Annotated in this window: 18 protein-coding genes and 1 pseudogene; 6 read left to right on the forward strand and 13 right to left on the reverse strand. The window is 74.4% G+C overall.

Features of this window, described 5'->3' with window-relative positions:
* Positions 1 to 74 precede the first annotated feature (74 nt).
* The 11 genes from trmD to ACYVG5_RS17990 form a co-directional block, all read right to left on the reverse strand.
* On the reverse strand, positions 75 to 932 hold the full coding sequence (gene trmD / locus ACYVG5_RS17940) for a tRNA (guanosine(37)-N1)-methyltransferase TrmD (protein ID WP_460683417.1): 858 nt from the start codon (positions 930 to 932) through the stop codon (positions 75 to 77).
* Positions 929 to 1474 (reverse strand): ribosome maturation factor RimM, encoded by a 546-nt coding sequence (rimM, locus tag ACYVG5_RS17945; RefSeq protein ID WP_222049266.1) that lies wholly within the window; start codon positions 1472 to 1474, stop codon positions 929 to 931. Before rimM ends, trmD begins: the two co-directional genes overlap by 4 nt.
* A gap of 12 nt (positions 1475 to 1486) precedes the next feature.
* The gene (locus ACYVG5_RS17950; protein WP_091537518.1) at positions 1487 to 1723 is read right to left on the reverse strand and encodes an RNA-binding protein; all 237 of its coding nucleotides are present in this window, start codon (positions 1721 to 1723) and stop codon (positions 1487 to 1489) included.
* Between the two features lie 3 nt (positions 1724 to 1726).
* On the reverse strand, positions 1727 to 2200 hold the full coding sequence (rpsP, locus tag ACYVG5_RS17955) for a 30S ribosomal protein S16 (RefSeq protein ID WP_222049265.1): 474 nt from the start codon (positions 2198 to 2200) through the stop codon (positions 1727 to 1729).
* Positions 2201 to 2364: 164 nt separating this feature from the next.
* The gene (locus ACYVG5_RS17960) at positions 2365 to 4191 is read right to left on the reverse strand and encodes a proline--tRNA ligase (protein WP_460683412.1); all 1827 of its coding nucleotides are present in this window, start codon (positions 4189 to 4191) and stop codon (positions 2365 to 2367) included.
* Positions 4192 to 4384: 193 nt separating this feature from the next.
* Positions 4385 to 5479 carry an amidohydrolase family protein gene (locus ACYVG5_RS17965; protein ID WP_460683413.1) on the reverse strand — a complete coding sequence of 365 codons (1095 nt, stop codon included), beginning with the start codon at positions 5477 to 5479 and terminating at the stop codon, positions 4385 to 4387.
* On the reverse strand, positions 5476 to 7059 hold the full coding sequence (ffh, locus tag ACYVG5_RS17970) for a signal recognition particle protein (protein ID WP_222049264.1): 1584 nt from the start codon (positions 7057 to 7059) through the stop codon (positions 5476 to 5478). Before ffh ends, ACYVG5_RS17965 begins: the two co-directional genes overlap by 4 nt.
* A gap of 280 nt (positions 7060 to 7339) precedes the next feature.
* Positions 7340 to 7534 (reverse strand): hypothetical protein, encoded by a 195-nt coding sequence (locus tag ACYVG5_RS17975; RefSeq protein ID WP_222049263.1) that lies wholly within the window; start codon positions 7532 to 7534, stop codon positions 7340 to 7342.
* Positions 7535 to 7622: 88 nt separating this feature from the next.
* Positions 7623 to 10106, reverse strand: a complete 2484-nt coding sequence (locus ACYVG5_RS17980; RefSeq protein WP_460683414.1) for a [protein-PII] uridylyltransferase — start codon at positions 10104 to 10106, stop codon at positions 7623 to 7625.
* A gap of 85 nt (positions 10107 to 10191) precedes the next feature.
* The gene (locus tag ACYVG5_RS17985; RefSeq protein ID WP_222049262.1) at positions 10192 to 10530 is read right to left on the reverse strand and encodes a P-II family nitrogen regulator; all 339 of its coding nucleotides are present in this window, start codon (positions 10528 to 10530) and stop codon (positions 10192 to 10194) included.
* Complete coding sequence (locus ACYVG5_RS17990) at positions 10527 to 11873, reverse strand: ammonium transporter (RefSeq protein ID WP_222049261.1); 1347 nt, start codon at positions 11871 to 11873, stop codon at positions 10527 to 10529. Before ACYVG5_RS17990 ends, ACYVG5_RS17985 begins: the two co-directional genes overlap by 4 nt.
* Positions 11874 to 12232: 359 nt before the next feature.
* Here ACYVG5_RS17990 and ACYVG5_RS17995 point away from each other — a divergent pair, with 359 nt between their 5' ends.
* The 4 genes from ACYVG5_RS17995 to ACYVG5_RS18010 are packed head-to-tail and all read left to right on the forward strand — an operon-like array spanning position 12233 to position 14838.
* Positions 12233 to 12946: an energy-coupling factor ABC transporter permease gene (locus ACYVG5_RS17995; RefSeq protein WP_222049260.1), complete on the forward strand. Its 714-nt coding sequence runs from the start codon at positions 12233 to 12235 to the stop codon at positions 12944 to 12946.
* Positions 12943 to 13305, forward strand: a complete 363-nt coding sequence (locus ACYVG5_RS18000; RefSeq protein ID WP_222049259.1) for a PDGLE domain-containing protein — start codon at positions 12943 to 12945, stop codon at positions 13303 to 13305. Before ACYVG5_RS17995 ends, ACYVG5_RS18000 begins: the two co-directional genes overlap by 4 nt.
* A 1-nt stretch (position 13306) precedes the next feature.
* On the forward strand, positions 13307 to 14092 hold the full coding sequence (cbiQ, locus tag ACYVG5_RS18005; protein ID WP_222049258.1) for a cobalt ECF transporter T component CbiQ: 786 nt from the start codon (positions 13307 to 13309) through the stop codon (positions 14090 to 14092).
* Entirely contained in the window at positions 14089 to 14838 is a 750-nt protein-coding gene (locus ACYVG5_RS18010; protein WP_222049257.1) for an energy-coupling factor ABC transporter ATP-binding protein, read from the forward strand. The genes cbiQ and ACYVG5_RS18010 overlap by 4 nt, the downstream gene beginning before the upstream one ends.
* Positions 14839 to 14943: 105 nt before the next feature.
* Here ACYVG5_RS18010 and ftsY read toward each other — a convergent pair whose 3' ends face one another.
* Positions 14944 to 16170, reverse strand: a complete 1227-nt coding sequence (gene ftsY / locus ACYVG5_RS18015) for a signal recognition particle-docking protein FtsY (RefSeq protein WP_222049256.1) — start codon at positions 16168 to 16170, stop codon at positions 14944 to 14946.
* A 71-nt stretch (positions 16171 to 16241) separates the two neighbouring features.
* Here ftsY and ACYVG5_RS18020 point away from each other — a divergent pair, with 71 nt between their 5' ends.
* Together ACYVG5_RS18020 and ACYVG5_RS18025 are read left to right on the forward strand one after the other, a co-directional pair.
* Positions 16242 to 17903, forward strand: coding sequence for an alkaline phosphatase D family protein (locus tag ACYVG5_RS18020; RefSeq protein WP_222049255.1), 1662 nt, complete (start codon positions 16242 to 16244; stop codon positions 17901 to 17903).
* A gap of 23 nt (positions 17904 to 17926) precedes the next feature.
* Positions 17927 to 18745, forward strand: a complete 819-nt coding sequence (locus ACYVG5_RS18025) for an endonuclease/exonuclease/phosphatase family protein (protein ID WP_460683415.1) — start codon at positions 17927 to 17929, stop codon at positions 18743 to 18745.
* Between the two features lie 8 nt (positions 18746 to 18753).
* On the opposite strand, the pseudogene ACYVG5_RS18030 reads toward ACYVG5_RS18025, so the two are convergent.
* Positions 18754 to 19800 (reverse strand): annotated as a pseudogene (locus tag ACYVG5_RS18030) (chromosome segregation protein SMC); the annotation flags it as partial.

Raw genomic sequence — 19800 nt, forward strand, 5'->3', positions numbered from 1 at the left:
TGGTCGATCAGCGCACCGGTCGACCATGAGCAGAGAGCCACCGCCGGCACGTGCCGGCGGCCTGCAGCAGCTCTCTACTGTGCCACATCTTCGGACGACGATGCGCGGCGGGCCGGTCCAGGGGCCGGCGAGCAGCTCCGGGAGAGGTTGCCGCGCTCGTGGGAGTCGGCCGGAGTGCCTGCCCCGCCCTGGGGGTCGGCGTCCAGAGCGATGCGATCGGTCGGGCTCAGGGCGCCATCCGGCAGGGCGGTGAGCAGGTCGGGACGGCGGTCGGCGGTGCGCCGCAGCGACTCGGCGCGACGCCAGCGGGCGATCGCGGCGTGGTCACCGGACAGCAGGACGGGAGGCACCTCGTGCCCCCGCCAGGTGGCCGGCCGGGTGTAGGAGGGGCCCTCGAGCAGCCCGTCGGCGTGCGAGTCGAACTCCACGGACTCGGCGTTGCCGACCACCCCGGGGATCAGCCGGGTGACCGCTTCGACCATCACCAGGACCGCGGACTCGCCGCCGGCCAGCACGTAGTCACCGATCGAGACCTCGGAGACGGGGCCGCTGCCGGCCGCCCAGTCGGCGACCCGCTGGTCGATGCCCTCGTACCGGCCACAGGCGAAGACCAGCCCCGGCTCGGTGGCCCAGGCGGCGGCGGTGGCCTGGGTGAACGGCCGGCCGGCCGGGGTGGGCACGACCAGCCGGGTGCCCGGCGGGCGGACCGCCTCCAGGGCGCGGGCCCACGGCTCGGGGCGCATCACCATGCCGGGTCCGCCGCCGTAGGGCGCGTCGTCGACGGTGCGGTGGACGTCGTCGGTCCACTGCCGCAGGTCGTGCACGCCGATGGAGACCAGCCCACGGGCGGCCGCCTTGCCGAGCAGCGACTGCCCGAGCGGGGCCAGGTACCCGGGGAAGATCGTCAGGACGTCGATGCGCAGTGCGCTCAGAGCTCCAGCAGGCCCTCGGGCGGGTCGACGACGAGATGGCCGGCGGCCAGGTCGACCGTCGGCACGATGGCCTGCACGAACGGGACGAGCAGGTCGCCGGCCCCGGGACGGCGGACGACCAGCAGCTCGGTGCCCTCGTGGCGCACCGCGGTGACCTCGCCCAGCACCGAACCGTCCGGCAGCTGCGCGGCCAGCCCGACGAGCTGGTGGTCGTAGAAGGAGTCGGGATCCTCGAGGTCGGGCAGGTCGGTGACCGGGACCAGCAACCGGGTGTTGCGAAGGGCGTCGGCGGCCTCGCGGTCGGCCAGCACGCCGCCGTCCGGGCCGGCCAGCTGCAGCAGCAGCGTGCCGCTGTGCCAGCGCATGTCCACCACGGTCAGCGGCCCCCGCTCGGCCGGCTCGGTGCTGAGCACGGCGCCCGGGGTGAACCGGAGGTCGGGGTCGTCGGTGCGCACCTCGACGGTGACCAGACCACGGACACCGTGGGGTCGGCCGATACGGCCGACCACCACGGTGTCGGTGGACTCAGGAGCTGCGGGCACGGAGGGTGCTGCTCAGCGCCCGTCGGTGTCGACGACGTCGACCCGCAGGCCGCGGCCGCCGACCCCGGTCATGACCTGGCGCAGCGCCTTGGCGGTACGCCCGCCACGGCCGATGACCTTGCCGAGGTCGTCGGGGTGCACCCGGACCTCGAGGGTCTTGCCACGCCGGCCGTTGACCAGGTCGACGGCGACGTCGTCGGGGTTGTCGACGATGCCCTTGACCAGGTGCTCGAGCGCCTCTTCGAGCACGTCTTACTCGGCGGGCTTCTCGGTGGCGGCCGGCTCGGCGGCGGCGTCGGCCTTCGGCGCGGCGTCGGCCTTCGGCGCGGCGTCGGCCTTGGGCGCGGCCTTCTTGCGCGGGGTCGTCGCGTCGGCGGCGGGCTCACCCATGGCGGCGCGGGCGGCCTCCTCGTAGATGGCCTTCTTGTCGGCCTTGGGGGCCGCGACCTTCATCGGCGGCGGGGCGGGCTCGCCCTTGAACTTCTGCCAGTCACCGGTCACCCGCAGGATCGCGGCGACGGCCTCGGTCGGCTGCGCGCCGACACCGAGCCAGTACTGCGCCCGCTCGCCGTCGACCTCGATGAAGGAGGGGTCCTCCTTCGGGTGGTACTTGCCGATGGTCTCGATCGACCGGCCGTCCCGCTTGGTACGGGCGTCGGCGACGACGATGCGGTAGTACGGCGCGCGCATCTTGCCCAGGCGCATGAGCTTGATCTTGGTGGCCACGGGTGTGGTGTGCTCCTCGAACTCAGACTGTGGTGCCCGCCGGACGGACGCGTGGGGCACGCCGGGGCGGAGCGAGGGACACGGACGGCAACGGTGAGAGGGCCGCCGACCGCCGTGTTCGACCCCCCATCATGCCAGACGGCGGACAGTCGCCGGGACCCGCGTCAGTCGGCCGGGCGCATCGCTGACCACGACAGCTCCGACGGCGGCCCCGACGTCGACCCCCGCGGCCCGGCCGCGCCCCCTCGCACCTCTGCCAGCACCGCATCGCGCGCCTCGGCGACGGGGACGTCACGGCGCTCCCCGGTGGCCCGGTCGCGGATCTCGATCACGCCCTCGGCCAGCCCGCGGCCGACCGTGACGATGGTCGGCATGCCGAGGAGCTCGGCGTCCTTGAACTTCACCCCCGGCGAGACCTTCGGCCGGTCGTCGTAGAGCACCGCCAGCCCCCAGCCGTCGGACAGGTCGCCCGCCAGGCGCTCCGCGAACTCGAAGATCGCGGGATCCTTGCCGGTGGCGACCACGTGCACATCGGCCGGCGCAATCTCCCGGGGCCAGACCAGGCCGAGCTCGTCGTGCGTGGACTCGGCGATCGCGGCCACGGCCCGGGAGACCCCGATCCCGTAGGAGCCCATGGTCACGGTCACGAGCTTGCCGTTCTCGTCGAGGACCTTGAGGTCCAGCGCCTCGGCGTACTTGCGGCCGAGGGCGAAGATGTGCCCCATCTCCACGCCGCGGGCCAGCTCCAGTGGACCCGAGCCATCCGGTGCCGGGTCGCCGGGCAGCACCTCGGCGGCCTCGATGACGCCGTCCCAGCCGAAGTCGCGGCCGGCGACCAGGTCGAACACGTGCGCGCCGGGCTCGTTCGCGCCGGTGATCCAGCGGGTTCCGGCCACCACCCGGGGGTCGACCAGGTAGCGGATGCCGCTGGCGCTGTCGGCACCCAGCACCTGCGGGCCGATGTAGCCCTTCACCAGCGCCGGGTGGGCGGCGAAGTCGGTGAACCCCTCCACCTCGGCCGGCGCGACCTGGGCCTCCAGCCGCTTGGCATCGACCTCGCGGTCGCCCGGCAGGCCGACGACCAGCGGCTCCCGGGTCCCGTCGGGGTGCACCAGGGTCACGACGACGTTCTTCAGCGTGTCCGCCGCCGTGTACCCGGCGTCCGGGAACTTCTCGTTGGCGACCGCGACGAGCGTCTCGATCGTCGGGGTGTCCGGGGTGTCCTCGACGTGGGCGTCGGGCAGCCCGTCGAACGGCACGGCCTCGGGTACGACGGTGGAGACGGCTTCGACGTTCGCCGCGTACCCGCCGGGTGAGCGGACGAAGGTGTCCTCGCCGATGGCCGTCGGGTGCAGGAACTCCTCGCTCCGGGAGCCGCCCATCGCCCCGGACATCGCCGAGACGATCACGTACTCCAGGCCGAGCCGGTCGAAGATCCTGATGTAGGCGGCCCGGTGCGCGGCATAGGAGCGGTCCAGGCCGGCGTCGTCCACGTCGAAGGAGTAGCTGTCCTTCATGGTGAACTCCCGGCCGCGGAACAGCCCGGCCCGCGGCCGGGCCTCGTCCCGGTACTTGGTCTGGATCTGGTAGAGCGAGAGCGGCAGATCCTTGTAGGACGAGTACAGGTCCTTCACCAGGAGGGTGAACATCTCCTCGTGCGTGGGGCCGAGGAGGAAGTCGTTGCCGCGACGGTCCTGCAGCCGGAAGAGGTTGGGGCCGTACTCGGTCCAGCGGCCGGTGGCCTCGTAGGGCTCACGGGGCAGCAGCGCAGGAAAATGGACCTCCTGGGCGCCCATCGCGTCCATCTCCTCGCGGACGACGCGCTCCACGTTGCGGAACACCCGCCAGCCCAGCGGCAGCCAGGTGAACCCGCCCGGGGCAGCGCGCCGGATGTACCCGCCGCGGGCGAGGAGCCGGTGGCTGGGCACCTCCGCGTCGGCCGGGTCGTCACGCAGGGTCCGCAGGAACAGGGTCGACATCCGCAACAGCACCCCGACATTGTCGACCTACCGGTCGACACCGCGGCCAGCGGGTTTGTCCGGCTGCGCTGAGCGAGTCGCCGTGTCCCCGGCGGGGAGCCTCCGGCCCCCGCGCCGGGTCCACCGACGACTTCGTCGTCGTCCGTACCCGTGGGCGGCTGGTCAGCCCGCGCCTCCTGGCGTGGCGCTGAGCGTCCTCGGCTGCTCAGCTGACGATCTGGCCGCGGAGGATGACTCGTTGCGGTCGCTGCAGGGTGTCGAGGTCGGTGCGGGGGTCAGTGCCGTAGACCACGAGGTCGGCCGGCGCCCCCTCCTCGATACCGGGCAGCCCCAGCCAGCTCCGTGCCGCCCACGAGCCGGCGGCCAGCGCGGCCTCGGCGGGCAGCCCGGCGGCGTGCAGCGCCCGGATCTCCTCGGCGACCAGTCCGTGGTCGATCCCGCCGCCGGCGTCGGTGCCGGCGAAGACCGGGACCCCGGCGTCGTACGCCGCCCGCACCACGGCGCCCGCCCCCGCGTGCAGCCGCCGCATCGTCGAGGCGTACGCCGGGAACTTCCGCTCCCCCGCCGCCGCGAACTCCGGGAAGTGGGCCACGTTCACCAGCGTCGGGACGACGGCGGTGCCCCGGGTGGCCATCGCGCCGACGAGCTCCTCGGTCAACCCGGTGCCGTGCTCGATGCAGTCGATGCCGGCGTCGATCAGGCCGGGCAGCGCGTCGGTGCCGAAGGTGTGCGCGGTGACCCGGGCGCCCTCCTCGTGGGCGGCCGCGATCGCTGCGGCCAGCACGTCGGCCGGCCACTCCGGGGCCAGGTCGCCGGCGCCGCGGTCGATCCAGTCGCCGACCAGCTTCACCCAGCCGTCGCCGCGCCGGGCCTGGACCCGGACCTCGGCGACCAGGTCGGCCGGGTCCAGCTCGATGGCCAGCCCGGGGATGTAGCGGCGGGATGCGGCCAGGTGCCGGCCGGCCCGCACGATCCGGGGCAGGTCGGGATGGTCGTCCAGCGCCCGCGTGTCGACCGGCGACCCGCAGTCGCGCAGCGCCAGCACGCCCGCCGCCCGTTCGGTCAGCGCCTGCTCGCGCACCTCCGCCAGGTCCTCGACCGGGCCGCCGCCGCGGGCGACGCCCACGTGACAGTGGGCGTCGACCAGCCCGGGCAGGACGAACCCGCCCCGGCTCACCGTCTCGGCGCCGGGCACCGGCTCGAAGGTGATCCGGCCCGCGCGCACCCAGAGGTCGCGGTGCTCACCCTCGGGGAGCGGGACACCGGCCAGGTGGAGGTCGGGCAGCGGCCCGCCGCTCACCGGCCCGGCCGCTCGTCCTTGAACTGGTCGAAGTCGAGCTTGGTGAGGTCGGGCAGCCCCTGGCCGGGGGCCAGGCCGGGCAGCCCGCCGGGGGGCAGCGCCGGCATGCCGCCGCCCGTCCCGCCGCCGGTGAACCCGGCCGGCATTCCGCCGGGCGCGCCGATCGGCCGCCGGGACGGACCGCCCTTGTTCTTCCCCTTGCCCTTCTTGCCGCCCTTGGGCTGCATCTGCCGGCCGCGCTGCTTCTTCGACATCGGCCCCATGCCGGGCATGCCCATGCTGCCGGCCATCTGGCCCATCATCTTCTGGGCCTGGCCGAAGCGCTCGAGCAGCTGGTTGACGTCGGTGACGCTCATCCCGGACCCGTTGGCGATCCGCACCCGGCGCGAGGCGTTGACGATCTTCGGGGTGGCCCGCTCGGCCGGGGTCATCGACCGGATGATCGCCGCGGTGCGGTCCAGGTCCCGCTCGTCGACCTGCGCGAGCTGCTCCTTCATCTGCCCGGCGCCGGGGAGCATGCCGAGCAGGTTCGCGATCGGCCCCATCTTGCGGATCGCCATCATCTGCTCGAGGAAGTCCTCGAGCGTGAAGCCCTCCCGGCTGGCGAGCTTGCCGGCCATCTTTTCGGCCTGGTCGGCGTCGAAGGCCTGCTCGGCCTGCTCGATCAGGGTCAGCACGTCGCCCATCCCGAGGATGCGCGAGGCCATCCGCTCGGGGTGGAAGACGTCGAAGTCGGCCAGCTTCTCGCCGGTCGAGGCGAACATGATCGGCTGGCCGGTGACGTGCCGGACCGATAGTGCGGCACCACCGCGGGCGTCACCGTCGAGCTTGGTCAGGACGACGCCGGAGAAGCCGACACCCTCCTGGAACGCCATCGCCGTGGTGACGGCGTCCTGACCGATCATCGCGTCGACGACGAACAGCGTCTCGTCGGGATGGACGGCGTCGCGGATCCCGGCGGCCTGGGCCATCAGCTCGGCGTCGATGCCCAGCCGGCCGGCGGTGTCGACGACGACGACGTCGTGCATCGTGCGCCGGGCGTGCTCGATGGAGGCCTCGGCGACGGCGATCGGGTCGCCGACGCCGTTGCCCGGCTCGGGCGCGAAGACGTCGACCCCGGCCTGCCCGGCCACCACCGACAGCTGCTGGACGGCGTTGGGGCGCTGGAGGTCGCAGGCCACCAGCAGCGGGGTGTGCCCCTGCGCCTTGAGCCAGCGGCCGAGCTTGCCCGCCAGCGTTGTCTTACCGGCACCCTGCAGACCGGCCAGCATGATCACTGTCGGCGACTGCTTGGCGAAGCGGATCCGCCGGGTCTCACCGCCGAGGACGCCGATGAGCTCCTCGTTGACGATCTTGATGATCTGCTGGGCCGGGTTCAGCGCGCCGGAGACCTCCGCGCCCCGGGCGCGCTCCTTGACCGACGCGATGAACGTCCGCACGACGGGGAGCGCGACGTCGGCCTCGAGCAGCGCGATGCGGATCTCCCGCGCCGTGGCATCGATGTCCTCGTCGGAGAGCCGGCCCTTGCCACGCAGACCGGTGAAGACCTTGTCCAGGCGGTCGGAGAGGGTCTCGAACACAACACGTCCTCAGCTGTCAGGCGTGCAGCCGCCGGCCGACCCGCCGATGCTCCAGCGTGCCGGGCAGCACGGCTCAGGCGCCCGGGGCCACCCCGGGGCCGTCACGCCACCGCTCCCAGGGTAGTGGCCCCTCCGCAGCGGCCCACCGCACGCTTGTGAGCGGTGGGCAGAGCCGGCCCCGCTGCAGGGTCCCGCCGCGAGGGGAAGGACCCCGTCCTCCTCATCCCTCGCAGGCTCGGGACGAGCCTCTGGACGGGGCCGGGGGCAGCGGGGTCATTCTTCAGGCCGCGCGCCGCCAGGCGGACCCGCCGGCGACCGTCGGGACGACGCCCCCGCTCATGAACGCCGTGCCGCACTCGACGCACGCCCACTCGGGACACTCGCCACCGTCGTCGGTGTGACCGTCGGGGCAGGCGGGCTGCTCGAACTGGGTGTCCTGCCCGCAGGTGGGACAGGGCCACGTCGGGTGTTCCACGGATCGGTCTCCCCTCGCGCTGCCGGGCCCCGGACCGGGCGCCGACTCCCGGTCAACGTGTCACGGGGGTACGACAGAACTGGTCACCTCAGCCCGGCGTGTCGACCACCACCCACGCCGCGGGATCTGGTGCCTCCCCCCGGGCGGCGGCCACGAGCGCCCGCTCCGCCCGGGTGCGCTGCCCGCCGTCGACGGGGCCACCCGAGCTGTCGCGGACGTAGAAGGCGTCCACGGCATCCGCGCCGAGCGTCTCCACCGTCGCCGAGCTGACCGTGAGGCCGGCACCGGCCAGGGCGGCGGTGAGCCGGTACAGCAGCCCGGCCCGGTCACCCGCGCGCACCTCCACCAGGCTCGTGGCCCCGGTGGCCTCGGCGTCGAACCAGGAGACCCGGGGCGGGGCGCTCCGGCCGCCGTCCTGGCTGTAGTCGTGCTCGCGCTGACGCAGCCGACCGGCCAGCGGGAGCGTCCCCTCCAGCGCGGCCCGGACACCGTCGGCGAGGATCTCGGGCACCGGGGCCCGTCCGAAGCGCGGGCGGACGGCGAACACCAGGGTGGCATGGCTCCCGACGACGTTGACCCGGGCGGCGCGCACGTCGAGCTGGTTGAGCGCCAGCACCCCGGCGCACAGGCTGAACAGGCCCGGCCGGTCCGCGGCGCCGAAGGTCACCTGCTGACCGTCCAGGACGTCCTCGATCCCGACGGTCACCGGCTCGGTGCGACCGGGGATCTCCGGCGCCGGCGCGGTGACCTGCGGCGCGGTCGGCTCGAGCACCGGCTCGGGCATCGCGGCACTACCCAGCCGGGCGGCGACCCGGGCCACCAGGGCGGCCACCAGGTGCGCCTTCCAGGGCGACCAGGCCGAGGTGCTGGTGGCGGCTCCGTCGGCCTGGGCGAGGGCGTGCAGCAGCTGCAGCAGGGCGGCGTCCCCGCCGATGGCCTCGACCACCCGGTCGACGGTCAGCGGGTCGTCGATGTCGCGGTGGGTCGCGACGTCGGGCAGCAGCAGATGGTGGCGCACCATCGCCACCAGGGTGGCGACGTCCGGCGGGCTGAAACCCATCCGGACGGCGATCTCCTCGATGACCACCACTCCCACGTCGGTGTGGTCGCCGGGCCAGCCCTTGCCGATGTCGTGCAGCAGCGCGCCGACCAGCAGCAGGTCGGGCCGGTCGACGTCCCGGGTGAGCTCCGCCGCCGCGGCGGCCGCCTCCACCAGGTGCCGGTCGACGGTGAAGCGGTGCCAGGGATGGCGCTGCGGCATGGAGCGCACCCGGTCCCACTCCGGGAGCATGCGGCCGAGCAGGCCCTCCTGGTCCAGCTGCTCGAGCACCGCCACGGCACTGCGGCCGCTGGCGAGCAACCGGAGGAAGGACCACCGGACCTCCGGCGGCCACGGCCGGGGCAGCGCCGGCGCGTGCACCGCGAGCACCTTGAGCGTGTACGGGGACAGCAGCAGGTCGGCCCGCGCCGCGGCGGCGGCGCCGCGCAGGACGAGGCCGACGTCGGCCGCCGGCCGCGCGTCGCGGGCCAGCACCACCTCGTCGCCCTGCCGGACCAGCCCCTCGGCGAGCGGTTCACGGCGCACCCGGCGGTACCGGGAGCCCGGCCGGCGCACCAGCGCCGCGTCGACCCGCCGCCAGGTCTCGTCGGCGACGAAGGCCAGCCGGCGCCCCGCCAGGCTCACCTGGCGCAGCAGCACGTCGTCGTCGGCCAGCCCCAGCTGCTCGGCGACGGGCCGCTGGGTCTGCCGGACCAGCACGTCGCCGGCCCGGCCGGTGGACCGGCGCAGCGCGTCACGGACGTCGAGCAGGAACGCGTAGGCCTCCCCCGCGCGCGCCGGCGGCTCGTCGGCCAGCTGGGCGGCGGCCAGGGCGCGCAGCACCTGCCCCTCGCGCAGCCCGCCGTAGGCCTCCTTGAGGTCGGGCTCGAGGAGGAAGCCGAGCTCGCCGACCTGCCGGCCCCGCGCCCGCCGCAGGTCGCGGAGTTCCGGCAGCAGCCTGGTGGCGTGCTGCCGCCAGGACGCCAGGGTCGCGCTGCGCAGGGCCGCCGACAGCGCGGCGTCACCGGCCACGTGCCGGACGTCGAGCAGCCCGAGGCCGGCCCTGACGTCGGCGGCAGCGACCGAGACCGCCTCCTTCACGGTGCGCACCGAGTGGTCCAGCCGGAGACCGGCGTCCCAGACCGGGTACCACAGCGCGTCGGCGACCCGGGCGACCTCGGGGCGGCCGTCGTGCACCAGCACCAGGTCCAGGTCGCCGCAGGGCGGCAGCTCCCGCCGTCCCAGGCTGCCGACCGCGACCAGGGCGATCCCGCTGTCGTCGGCGGGCGGGGGCGCCCCGCGGCGGGGCGCCGGCCGGGGCGTGCCGGTCAGCGCGGCGGCCAGCAGGCCGGTGAGCCAGCCGTCGAGGACCGCGCAGCGCTGGGCGCGGCTCAGGCCGGGCAGGGCATCGGTGTCGAGCACGGGAACCCTCCGGTCGGGACGGCACAGCGGAACGTGGCGCGGCGGGGACGAGCCGGCCGGGACGGCGGGTTCCCCGCCGCCCCGGCCGGCGTTCGCGGTCGAGTCCGGCACCGTCCCGAGGCTCACCCGAGCGTGGACGGCCCCGTCCGGAGGCTCGCCTCGAGCTTGCGAGGGGTGAGAAGGACGGGGTCCTTGATCAGACCGCGTCGGCTCCCCGCTCCCCGGTACGGACGCGGACGACCTCGTCGATCGTGGTGACCCACACCTTGCCGTCGCCGATCTGCCCGGTGGAGGCCGACTCGACGACGGCGTCCACCACCCGGGCGGCGTCGATCTCGCTGACGACGACCTCGATGCGCACCTTGGGGACGAAGTCCACCTGGTACTCCGCCCCGCGGTAGACCTCGGTGTGCCCGCGCTGACGCCCGAAGCCCTGGACCTCGCTGACCGTGAGGCCGGCGATGCCGATCAGTTCCAGGGCGTTCTTGACGTCGTCGAGCTTGAACGGCTTGACGATCGCGGTGACCAGCTTCATGCCCGGGTCGCTCCTTCGGTGTCACGGGCCAGTGCCTGCGTCGGGGCGTGCGCCTGGCCGGCGTGTGATGCGGCACCTCCGCCACCCCCGAGGGAGACGAAGTCGTACGCGCTCTCAGCGTGCTCGCCGTTGTCGATGCCGGCGACCTCGTCCTCCTCGGAGATCCGGAAGCCCATCACCTTGTGGATGACGGCGCCGATCACCAGTGTGAGGACGAACGAGTAGGCCAGGACGGCCACCGCGCCGACGACCTGGCGCCACAACTGGTCGACGCCCCCACCGTAGAACAGCCCGTTCACCGCGGCCGGGGCGTCGGCGGTGGCGAGGAAGCCGATCAGGACGGTGCCGACCAGACCGCCGACGAGGTGGACGCCGACGACGTCGAGCGAGTCGTCGTAGCCGAACCTGAACTTGAGGCCGACGGCCAGGGCGCAGAGCACGCCGGAGACGACGCCGATGATGATCGCGCCGATCGGCGAGACCGCCGAGCAGGCCGGCGTGATCGCGACCAGGCCGGCGACGACGCCGGAGGCGGCACCGAGCGAGGTCGAGTGGCCGTCCCGGATCTTCTCCACCAGCAGCCAGCCGAGCATCGCGGCACCAGTGGCGACCAGGGTGTTCACCCAGACGACGGCGGCGGTGTTGTTGGCGGCCAGCGCGGAGCCGGCGTTGAAGCCGAACCAGCCGAACCACAGCAGCCCGGCGCCGATCATCACCAGCGGCAGGTTGTGCGGCCGCATCGGGTCGCGGCCGAAGCCACGGCGCTTGCCCAGGACGAGGGCCAGGGCGAGACCGGCCGCACCGGCGTTGATGTGCACCGCCGTGCCCCCGGCGAAGTCGATGGCGGCCAGGCCGTTGGCGATCCAGCCACCGGTGTGGCCGTCGGCGTCGAAGTCGAACACCCAGTGCGCGACCGGGAAGTAGACGACCGTGACCCAGACGGCGACGAACACCATCCAGGCGCTGAACCTGGCGCGGTCGGCGATGGCACCGGAGATCAGCGCGACGGTGATCACGGCGAAGACCGCCTGGAAGCCGACGAAGGCCATGACCGGGAGACCGCCCTCGTCGCTGGTGGTGTCCGCCATCAGGCCCTGCAGACCGAAGAACTCACCCGGGCTGCCCAGCAGGCCGCCGCCGACGTCGTCGCCGAAAGCGAGCGAGTAGCCGTAGAGGACCCAGAGGACGCTGATCAGGCCCAGCGCTCCGAAGCTCATCATCATCATGTTGAGGACGCTCTTGGCGCGGACCATGCCGCCGTAGAAGAGCGCGAGTCCTGGGGTCATCAGCAGCACGAGCGCTGCGCTGGTGAGGATCCAGGCGGTGTCGCCGGTGTTGACCACGGCAACCTCCTGTGGGGTCGTCGGCCATCGGCCGCAGCGGGGGCCCGGGGGCCTCGGGGAACGCCGCCCGGGAGGGCGGCGGGGGTTCCAGCCGGCACCCCCGGCGCTGGGGGCGACGCTGCGGACAACCGTGCCGACCCGGTGTTTCCACCGACGGCGCGGACGTGTTTCTCCACGGTGAACTCACGGTCGTCCGTCGGCCCCGGGTGTTCCAGTCGTGTTGCGCCGGTGCCTGACGGCCGCCGCGCGCCGCTCCGGCAACCCTGTTGCCACTGATGTGCATGTGCGACCGATGTGCAATACCGTGGTCGCGACCGCCGCCCGGGCCCCGGGCACACCCACTCCCCGGGAGGCCCTGCGTGCACGTCCCCGACGGGTTCCTCGACCCGGCCACCTCGGCGGCCACCGCCGCCGTCGCCGCCGCCGGCATCGCCGTGGCCCTGCGCGGCGCGCGCCGTGAGCTCGACGAGCGCACCGCGCCGATGGCCGGGCTCACCGCTGCCTTCGTCTTCGCCGTCCAGATGATGAACTTCCCGGTCGGCGCCGGCACCAGCGGGCACCTCATCGGCGGCGCCCTCACCGCCGTCCTCGTCGGCCCCTGGACGGCGGTGCTCTGCATGACCGTCGTCCTGCTCGTCCAGGCGGTCGTGTTCGCCGACGGCGGGCTGACCGCACTCGGCACCAACGTCACGCTGATGGCCCTGGTGTCCGTCGCCGTCGGGTACGGCGTCTTCCGTGCCCTGGCGGCCGTCCTGCCGCGTACCCGGATCGGGGCGCTCGTCGCGGCCGGCGTCGGGGCGTTCCTGTCGGTGCCGGCCGCCGCGCTGGTCTTCGTCGGCCTGTTCGGCGTCGGCGGGGTGGCCGACGTGGCGATCGGCACGGTGGCGCTGACGATGGGCGGGGTGCACCTGCTCATCGGCCTGGGTGAGGCCGCCATCACCGCCGCGGTGCTCAGCGCGGTGCTCGCCGTCCGGCCCGACCTGGTCCGCGGGGCCCGGCACCTGCGGCGCGACGTCACCCTGGCACCCCGGCCACCGGCCGCCGCGCCGGTCGCCGTGAGGGATGCCGCGTGAAGGCCCCTCGCCGCCGCACCGTCGGGTTCCTCCTCACCGGCCTGCTCGTCACGCTGCTCGTCGCCGGCGTCGGCAGCTACTACGCCAGCTCCTCACCCGACGGCCTGGAGTGGTCGGCCGAGGAGGAGGGCTTCATGGACACCGCCCGCGACAGCGCGGTGGCCGGCTCGCCCCTCGCCGACTACGGGGTCGCCGGGATCGGCGACGCGCGCCTCTCCGGCGGGCTGGCCGGAGTGACCGGCGTCCTGGTGACCCTGCTGCTGGCCGGTGGCCTCACGCTCGTCGTGCGCCGCCGGTCCGCCGGGTCGCAGGACGCAGCTGCGGAGACCCCCGACCGCGTGCCGGCCGGCCGGGACTGAGGTGGGCGCGGGGCACGCTTCCGGTGGGCTGTCGGCGCGCTACCTGGCCGGCACCAGCCCGGTGCACCGGCTGGAGCCGCACGTCAAGCTGGTCGCCGTCCTCGGGTTCGCGCTGGTGGTCGTGGCGACCCCCGTGCACGCCGGCTGGGCGCCGGCGGCCTACCTCGGCTTCCTGCTGCCGTTGCTCGTCGTCGCGCGGATCGCCCGGGTCGGCCTCGGCCGGCTGATCCGCGGGCTGACCGTCGAGCTGCCCTTCGTGCTCTTCGCCGTCCTGCTGGTCTTCGTCTCCCGCGGCCCGCGCACCGAGGTGCTGGGGCTGTCGGTGTCCCAGAGCGGGCTGGCCGTCGGCGGCGGGCTGCTGGCCAAGGCGACCTTGTCGGTGCTCGCCGCCACGCTGCTGGCCGCCACCACCGAGCCGCGGGCCCTGCTGCGCGGCCTGGAGCGGCTGCGGCTGCCCGAGGTGCTGGTGCAGATCCTGATGTTCATGATCCGGTACGCCGACGTGGTCGGCGGCGAGCTGCGCCGGATGCGGATGGCCCGGGAGTCGCGCGGCTTCCGCGCCCGGCACCTCGGCGCCCTGCGGGTGCTCGGGCCGGCGGCGGGGTCGCTGTTCATCCGTTCCTACGAGCGCGGCGAGCGGGTGCACCTGGCGATGCTGTCGCGGGGGTACACCGGCCGGCTGCCCACCGGGCCGGTCGCCGCGGTCGGGGCCCGATCCTGGACGACGGCGCTCAGCCTCCCCCTGGCCGCCGGCGCCGTCCTGCTCACGGGTTCACTGGTGGGGTGAGCACTCCCCCGCCGTCGTTGCTGGTGGAGGACCTCGCCTTCGCCTACCCCGACGGGCACCAGGCGCTGTACGGCGTGGACCTGCGGATCGGGCCCGGTGAGCGGGTGGCCGTGCTGGGGCCCAACGGCGCGGGCAAGACCACCCTGGTGCTGCACCTCAACGGCATCCTGCGCGGCGGCCGAGGCCGGGTCGAGGTGGCCGGCCTGCCGGTCGAGGGCAGGGACCTGCGCGAGGTGCGCCGCCGGGTGGGCATCGTCTTCCAGGATCCCGACGACCAGCTGTTCATGCCCACCGTCGGCGAGGACGTCGCGTTCGGCCCCCGCAACCTCGGGTTGTCCGAGCCCGAGGTCGCCCGCCGGGTCGCCGACGCGCTGGCCGCCGTGGACATGGCCGACGCCGCAGATCGCCCGCCGCACCACCTGTCCTTCGGCCAGCGCCGGCGGGTGGCCGTGGCGACGGTGCTGTCGATGCGGCCCGAGGTGCTGGTCCTGGACGAGCCGTCCTCCAACCTCGACCCGGCCGGCCGGCGGGAGCTCGCCGAGGTGCTCCAGGCACTGCCGGTGACCCTGCTGATGGTCACCCACGACCTGCCCTACGCGCTGCAGCTGTGCGCCCGTTCGGTGGTGCTCGACGGCGGGGTGGTCGTCGCCGACGGCCCCACCCGCGAGCTCCTCGCCGACCCCGCGCTGCTGGCCGCGCACCGCCTCGAGCTGCCCTTCGGCTTCGACCCCCGCGCGGTGCGCTGAGAAAGGACCTCCCTGCCCCCCACCACTCGCAGGCTCGCGGCGGGGCCCTGCAGGGAGGCCGCTTCCTGCCATGGTCGGCGCCACCGAGGGGGCTCCGCGGTTGAGCTAGTCGGCGCCTCCGACCAGCGCCTCGGCGAACGCCTCGGGCTCGAACGGCGCCAGGTCGTCCGGGCCCTCGCCCAGGCCGATGAGCTTCACCGGGATGCCCAGCTCGCGCTGCACGGAGACCACGATCCCGCCCTTGGCGGTGCCGTCGAGCTTGGTGAGCACGATGCCGGTCACCTCGACCGCCTCGGTGAACACCCGGGCCTGCACCACGCCGTTCTGCCCGGTGGTGGCGTCCAGCACCAGCAGCACCTCGTCGACCGGCCCGTGCTTCTCCACCACGCGCTTGACCTTGCCGAGCTCGTCCATCAGCCCCGACTTGGTGTGCAGCCGGCCGGCGGTGTCGATCAGGACGGCGTCGACCTCGCCCTCGGTGCCGGTGCGGACGGCCTCGAACGCCACCGACGCCGGGTCACCGCCCTCCCGGCCGCGCACGGTCAGCACGCCGACCCGCTCGCCCCAGGTCTCCAGCTGGTCGGCCGCCGCGGCGCGGAAGGTGTCCGCGGCACCCAGCACGACGCTCTTGCCGTCACCCACCAGCGCTCGGGCGATCTTGCCGACCGTCGTCGTCTTGCCGGCGCCGTTGACGCCGACCACCAGCAGCACCGCCGGCCGCCCGTCGTGCCGGTCGCTGGCCAGCGTCCGGTCCATGTCCGGGCCCAGGACGGCGGTGAGCTCGCGGACCAGCAGCTCCCGCAGCTCGGGCCCCGAGGCGGTGGCCAGGACGAGGCTCTGGGTGCGCAGCCGCTGGACGATCTGCATGGTCGCCGCGACGCCGACGTCGGCCGCGAGCAGCGTCTCCTCGATCTCCTCCCAGTCATCCTCGGTGAGCTTCTCCCGGGCCAGCACGGTGAGCAGGCCACGGCCCAGCGACGACTGCGAGCGGGCCAGCCGGGACCGCAGCCGCACCAGCCGGCCGGCCGAGGGCAGCGGGGTCTCGAAGACCAGGCCGGGCTCGGGCTCCGCGGGCGGCAGCTCGACCGGCGGCGCCGCCGGGGCGGGCGGACCGGTGTACCGGTCGGCTGCGGTGGCGCCGGAGGTGGGGCTCGGGCCCAACGGCGGCTCGGTGTCGGTGGCCGGCTGCGGCGGGCGGGGCCGGGTCAGCGTGGTCCCGGGCGCGGCATCGGTGTCCAGCCGCGTCGTCCGGCGCCCCCGGCTCACGAGCAGACCGACCCCGGCCAGCAGGGCCACCACGAGGATCGCGATCGCGATCAGCACGAACTCCATGAGGTGATCCTCCCAGTTCACGCACACCCCGCACTGGGCGGCGCCCGGGTCGGTGCGTCACGCTGTCGGGCATGCCCGAGACCGCCGGCACCGCCCCACTACTCCTGCTCGGCCCGCTGCTCCGGCACGTCGATCCCGTGTCCGCGACCGTGTGGGTCGAGACCGACCGCCCGTGCGAGGTCACGGTGCTCGACCGCCGGGTCCGCACCTTCCACGTGCAGGGGCACCACTACGCCTTGGTCGTGGTCGAGGGCCTGGAGCCGGGCAGCTCGACGGCCTACGAGGTGCACCTGGACGGGCACCCGGTGTGGCCGCAGCCGCACTCGACGTTCCCGGCGAGCCGGATCCGGACCCCGGGCGGGCCGGGTCCCCTGCGGATCGCCTTCGGGTCCTGCCGGTACGCGACGCCGTCCACGGTCGACGTGCGGGACGGCATTCCACCGGACGCCCTGGACAGCTACGCCGTGCAGGTCGCCGCCACCCCGCAGGAGGAGTGGCCCGATGCGCTGGTGCTGCTCGGCGACCAGGTCTACGCCGACGAGATCACCCCGGCGACGAGGCAGTGGCTGGCCGCTCGCCGCGACCTCGACCAGCCGCCGGGTGCCCAGGCCACCGACTACGAGGAGTACTCCCGGCTCTACGCGGAGTCCTGGGGGGATGCCCAGGTGCGCTGGCTGCTGTCCACGATCCCGTCCTCGATGATCTTCGACGACCACGAGATGATCGACGACTGGAACACCTCGGCCGCGTGGCGGGCCCAGGTCACCGTCACCGACTGGTGGCAGCGGCGGATCTGCGGCGGGCTGACCAGCTACTGGGTCTACCAGCACCTGGGCAACCTCTCCCCGCAGGAGCTGGAGAAGGACCAGACCTGGCAGGCGATCAGCCGGCGGCACGACGGTTCGGACGACGCCGGTCCGCTGCTCGACGAGCTGGCCCGCGCGGCCGACCGCGAACCGCGCAGCGTGCGCTGGAGCTACGTGCGGCACTGGGGCTCGGCGCGACTGATCATGGTCGACAGCCGGGCCGGCCGGGTGCTCGCCGAGGGCGACCGGAAGATCCTCGACGACGACGAGTTCGACTGGGTGGACGGTGCCGTCCGGAACGCGGTCTCCGACGGGGTGGAGCACGTGCTGATCGGCACCTCGCTGCCGTGGCTGCTCCCGCACGCCGTGCACGACATCGAGCGGTGGAACGAGACCCTCACCTCCCGGCACGCCGGGAAGCTGCTGGGCCGGTTGTCCGACAAGCTCCGCCAGGCCGCCGACCTGGAGCACTGGGCCGCGTTCGGACAGTCCTTCGAGCGGCTCGGGCGCACCCTGGTCTCCCTGGCCCGGGGGGAGCTCGGCCCGGCACCCGCCACCGCGCTCGTGCTGTCCGGCGACGTGCACCACGCCTACGCCGCCGAGCTGGTGCACCCGGGCGGGCTGACCAGCCGGGTGCACCAGCTGACGGTCTCCCCGCTGCACAACCGGGCTCCGCGCGCCATCGAGATCGGCTTCAAGATCGGGTGGAGTCGATGGGCCCGAGCGTTGACCGGCGTCCTCCGCGCTGCCGGCCGGGTGTCCGCCACCGACCTGGAGTGGCGCAAGCAGTCCGGCCCGTTCTTCGGCAACGAGCTGGGCGAGCTGGTGCTCGAGGGCAGCAACGCCCGCTTCCGGCTCTTCGCCACCAGCCGGGACGAGGCCGGCCGGACCTCCTTCGACCAGGTGCTCGACACCGAGCTGTCCTGAGCGCCGGTCCGGTGGACGAGCCCGTGCCCGGTCCCGGCCGGCCGTCGATCCCGGTGCGGCTGCTCACGTTCAACATCCACCACGGCGTGGGTCCCGACGGCCGGCACGACCTGCCGCGGCTGGCCCGCCTGCTGGCTGCCGGCGAGGCCGACGTGATCTGCCTGCAGGAGGTCGACCGGCACTTCGGGAAGCGCAGCGAGCACGTCGACCAGGCGGTGCTGCTGGCCCGCGCGCTGGGCATGCAGCTGGCCTGGGGGCCGGCCATCGACCGGCCGGGCGACGGTGCCGGGGAGCGCCGGCAGTACGGCAACGCCCTGCTGTCCCGGCTGCCGATCCTGGCCAGTGCCGTGCACCCGCTGCCGGGGGACGGCGAGCCGCGCTGCGCCCTGCGCACCCAGGTCGGGCTCGACGGCGGTGCGCTGTGGGTCACCGCCACGCACCTGAACGCCCGGTCCGCGGCCACCCGGGCCGCCCAGGCCGCCGTCCTCGCCGGGCTGCACGATCCCACGGAGACCGGCGTTCTCGCCGGTGATCTCAATGCCGACACCGGCGCCTCCGAGCTGGATGTGCTGCGCGAGCGGTTCACCGACGCCTGGCACCTGGCCCGGGCACGCAGCGACCAGGCGGGGCGCTGGTCGCTGCGCGCACAGCAGGGGCTCACCCACCCGGCCGGCCACCCGCGCGTGCGGATCGACCAGGTGTGGGTGTCACCCGGTGTGGCGGTCGCCGGCGCGCAGGTGCTCGACGGCGCCGACTGCTCCGACCACAACCCGCTGCTGGTCGACCTGGAGTTGGAGGACCCCCTCTCCCCCACCCCTCGCGAGCTCGGGGCGGTGCCCTAGAGAGGCCGTCAGGCGACGTCGGGGTCGCGCAGGCGCTGGCTGATCACCCCGGTGATGCCGTCGCCGCGCATGCTGACGCCGTAGAGGGCGTCGGCGATCTCCATCGTGCGCTTCTGGTGCGTGATCACGATCAGCTGCGACGTGTCCCGCAGCTGCTCGATGAGGGTGAGCAGCCGGCCCAGGTTGACGTCGTCCAACGCCGCCTCGACCTCGTCGAGCACGTAGAACGGCGAGGGACGGGCGCGGAAGATCGCCACCAGCAGCGCCACGGCGGTCAGCGACCGTTCCCCGCCCGACAGCAGCGACAGCCGCTTGACCTTCTTGCCCGGTGGCCGGGCCTCGACCTCGACCCCCGTGGTGAGCAGGTCCTCGGGGTCGGTGAGGAAGATCCGCCCCTCGCCGCCGGGGAAGAGGGTCGCGAAGACCGCCGCGAACTCCCGTTGGGTGTCGGCGAAGGCCGAGGCGAACACCTCGTGGATGCGCGCGTCGACCTCCCGCACGACGGTGAGCAGGTCACGCCGGGTGGCCTTGAGGTCCTCGAACTGGGTGGCCAGGAAGGTGTGCCGTTCCTCCAGTGCCGCGAACTCCTCCAGGGCCAGCGGGTTGACCTTGCCCAGCGTGCCCAGGTCGCGCTCGGCCCGGGCCGCCCGCCGTTCCTGGGTGGGCCGGTCGTAGGGCACCGGCTCCGGCTCGGGCTCCCCCGCTGCCTGCGCGGCGGCGAGCTGGGCCTGGGTCGGGGGCACCGGCGCCGCCGGGCCGTACTCCGCGACCAGGGTGGGCAGGTCGACGCCGTACTCCTCGGCGGCGCGGGCCTCCAGCGCCTCGATCCGCAGCCGCTGCTCGGCGCGGGCCACCTCGTCCCGGTGCACCTCGTCGGTGAGCCGGTCCAGCTCGGCGGTGTGCTCGCGAACCCGGGCACGCACCGCGAGCAGCTCTGCCTCCCGGGCGGTGCGCGCCCGGGCCAGGGCGTCCCGTACGGCGGCGGCCCGGGCCGGGGTGGCGGCGAGCGCGGCCAGCGCGGTCTCGGCGCCGTCCCGCACGCCGGCCGCGACCCG

This window comes from Modestobacter lapidis, assembly GCF_054780755.1.

Excerpts from the sequence above, each read along its gene's own strand:
- ACYVG5_RS17985 (WP_222049262.1), bottom strand. The coding sequence starts at position 10,530 with ATGAAGCTGGTCACCGCGATCGTCAAGCCGTTCAAGCTCGACGACGTC.
- ftsY (WP_222049256.1), bottom strand. The coding sequence starts at position 16,170 with ATGGAGTTCGTGCTGATCGCGATCGCGATCCTCGTGGTGGCCCTGCTG.
- ACYVG5_RS18020 (WP_222049255.1), top strand. The coding sequence starts at position 16,242 with ATGCCCGAGACCGCCGGCACCGCCCCACTACTCCTGCTCGGCCCGCTG.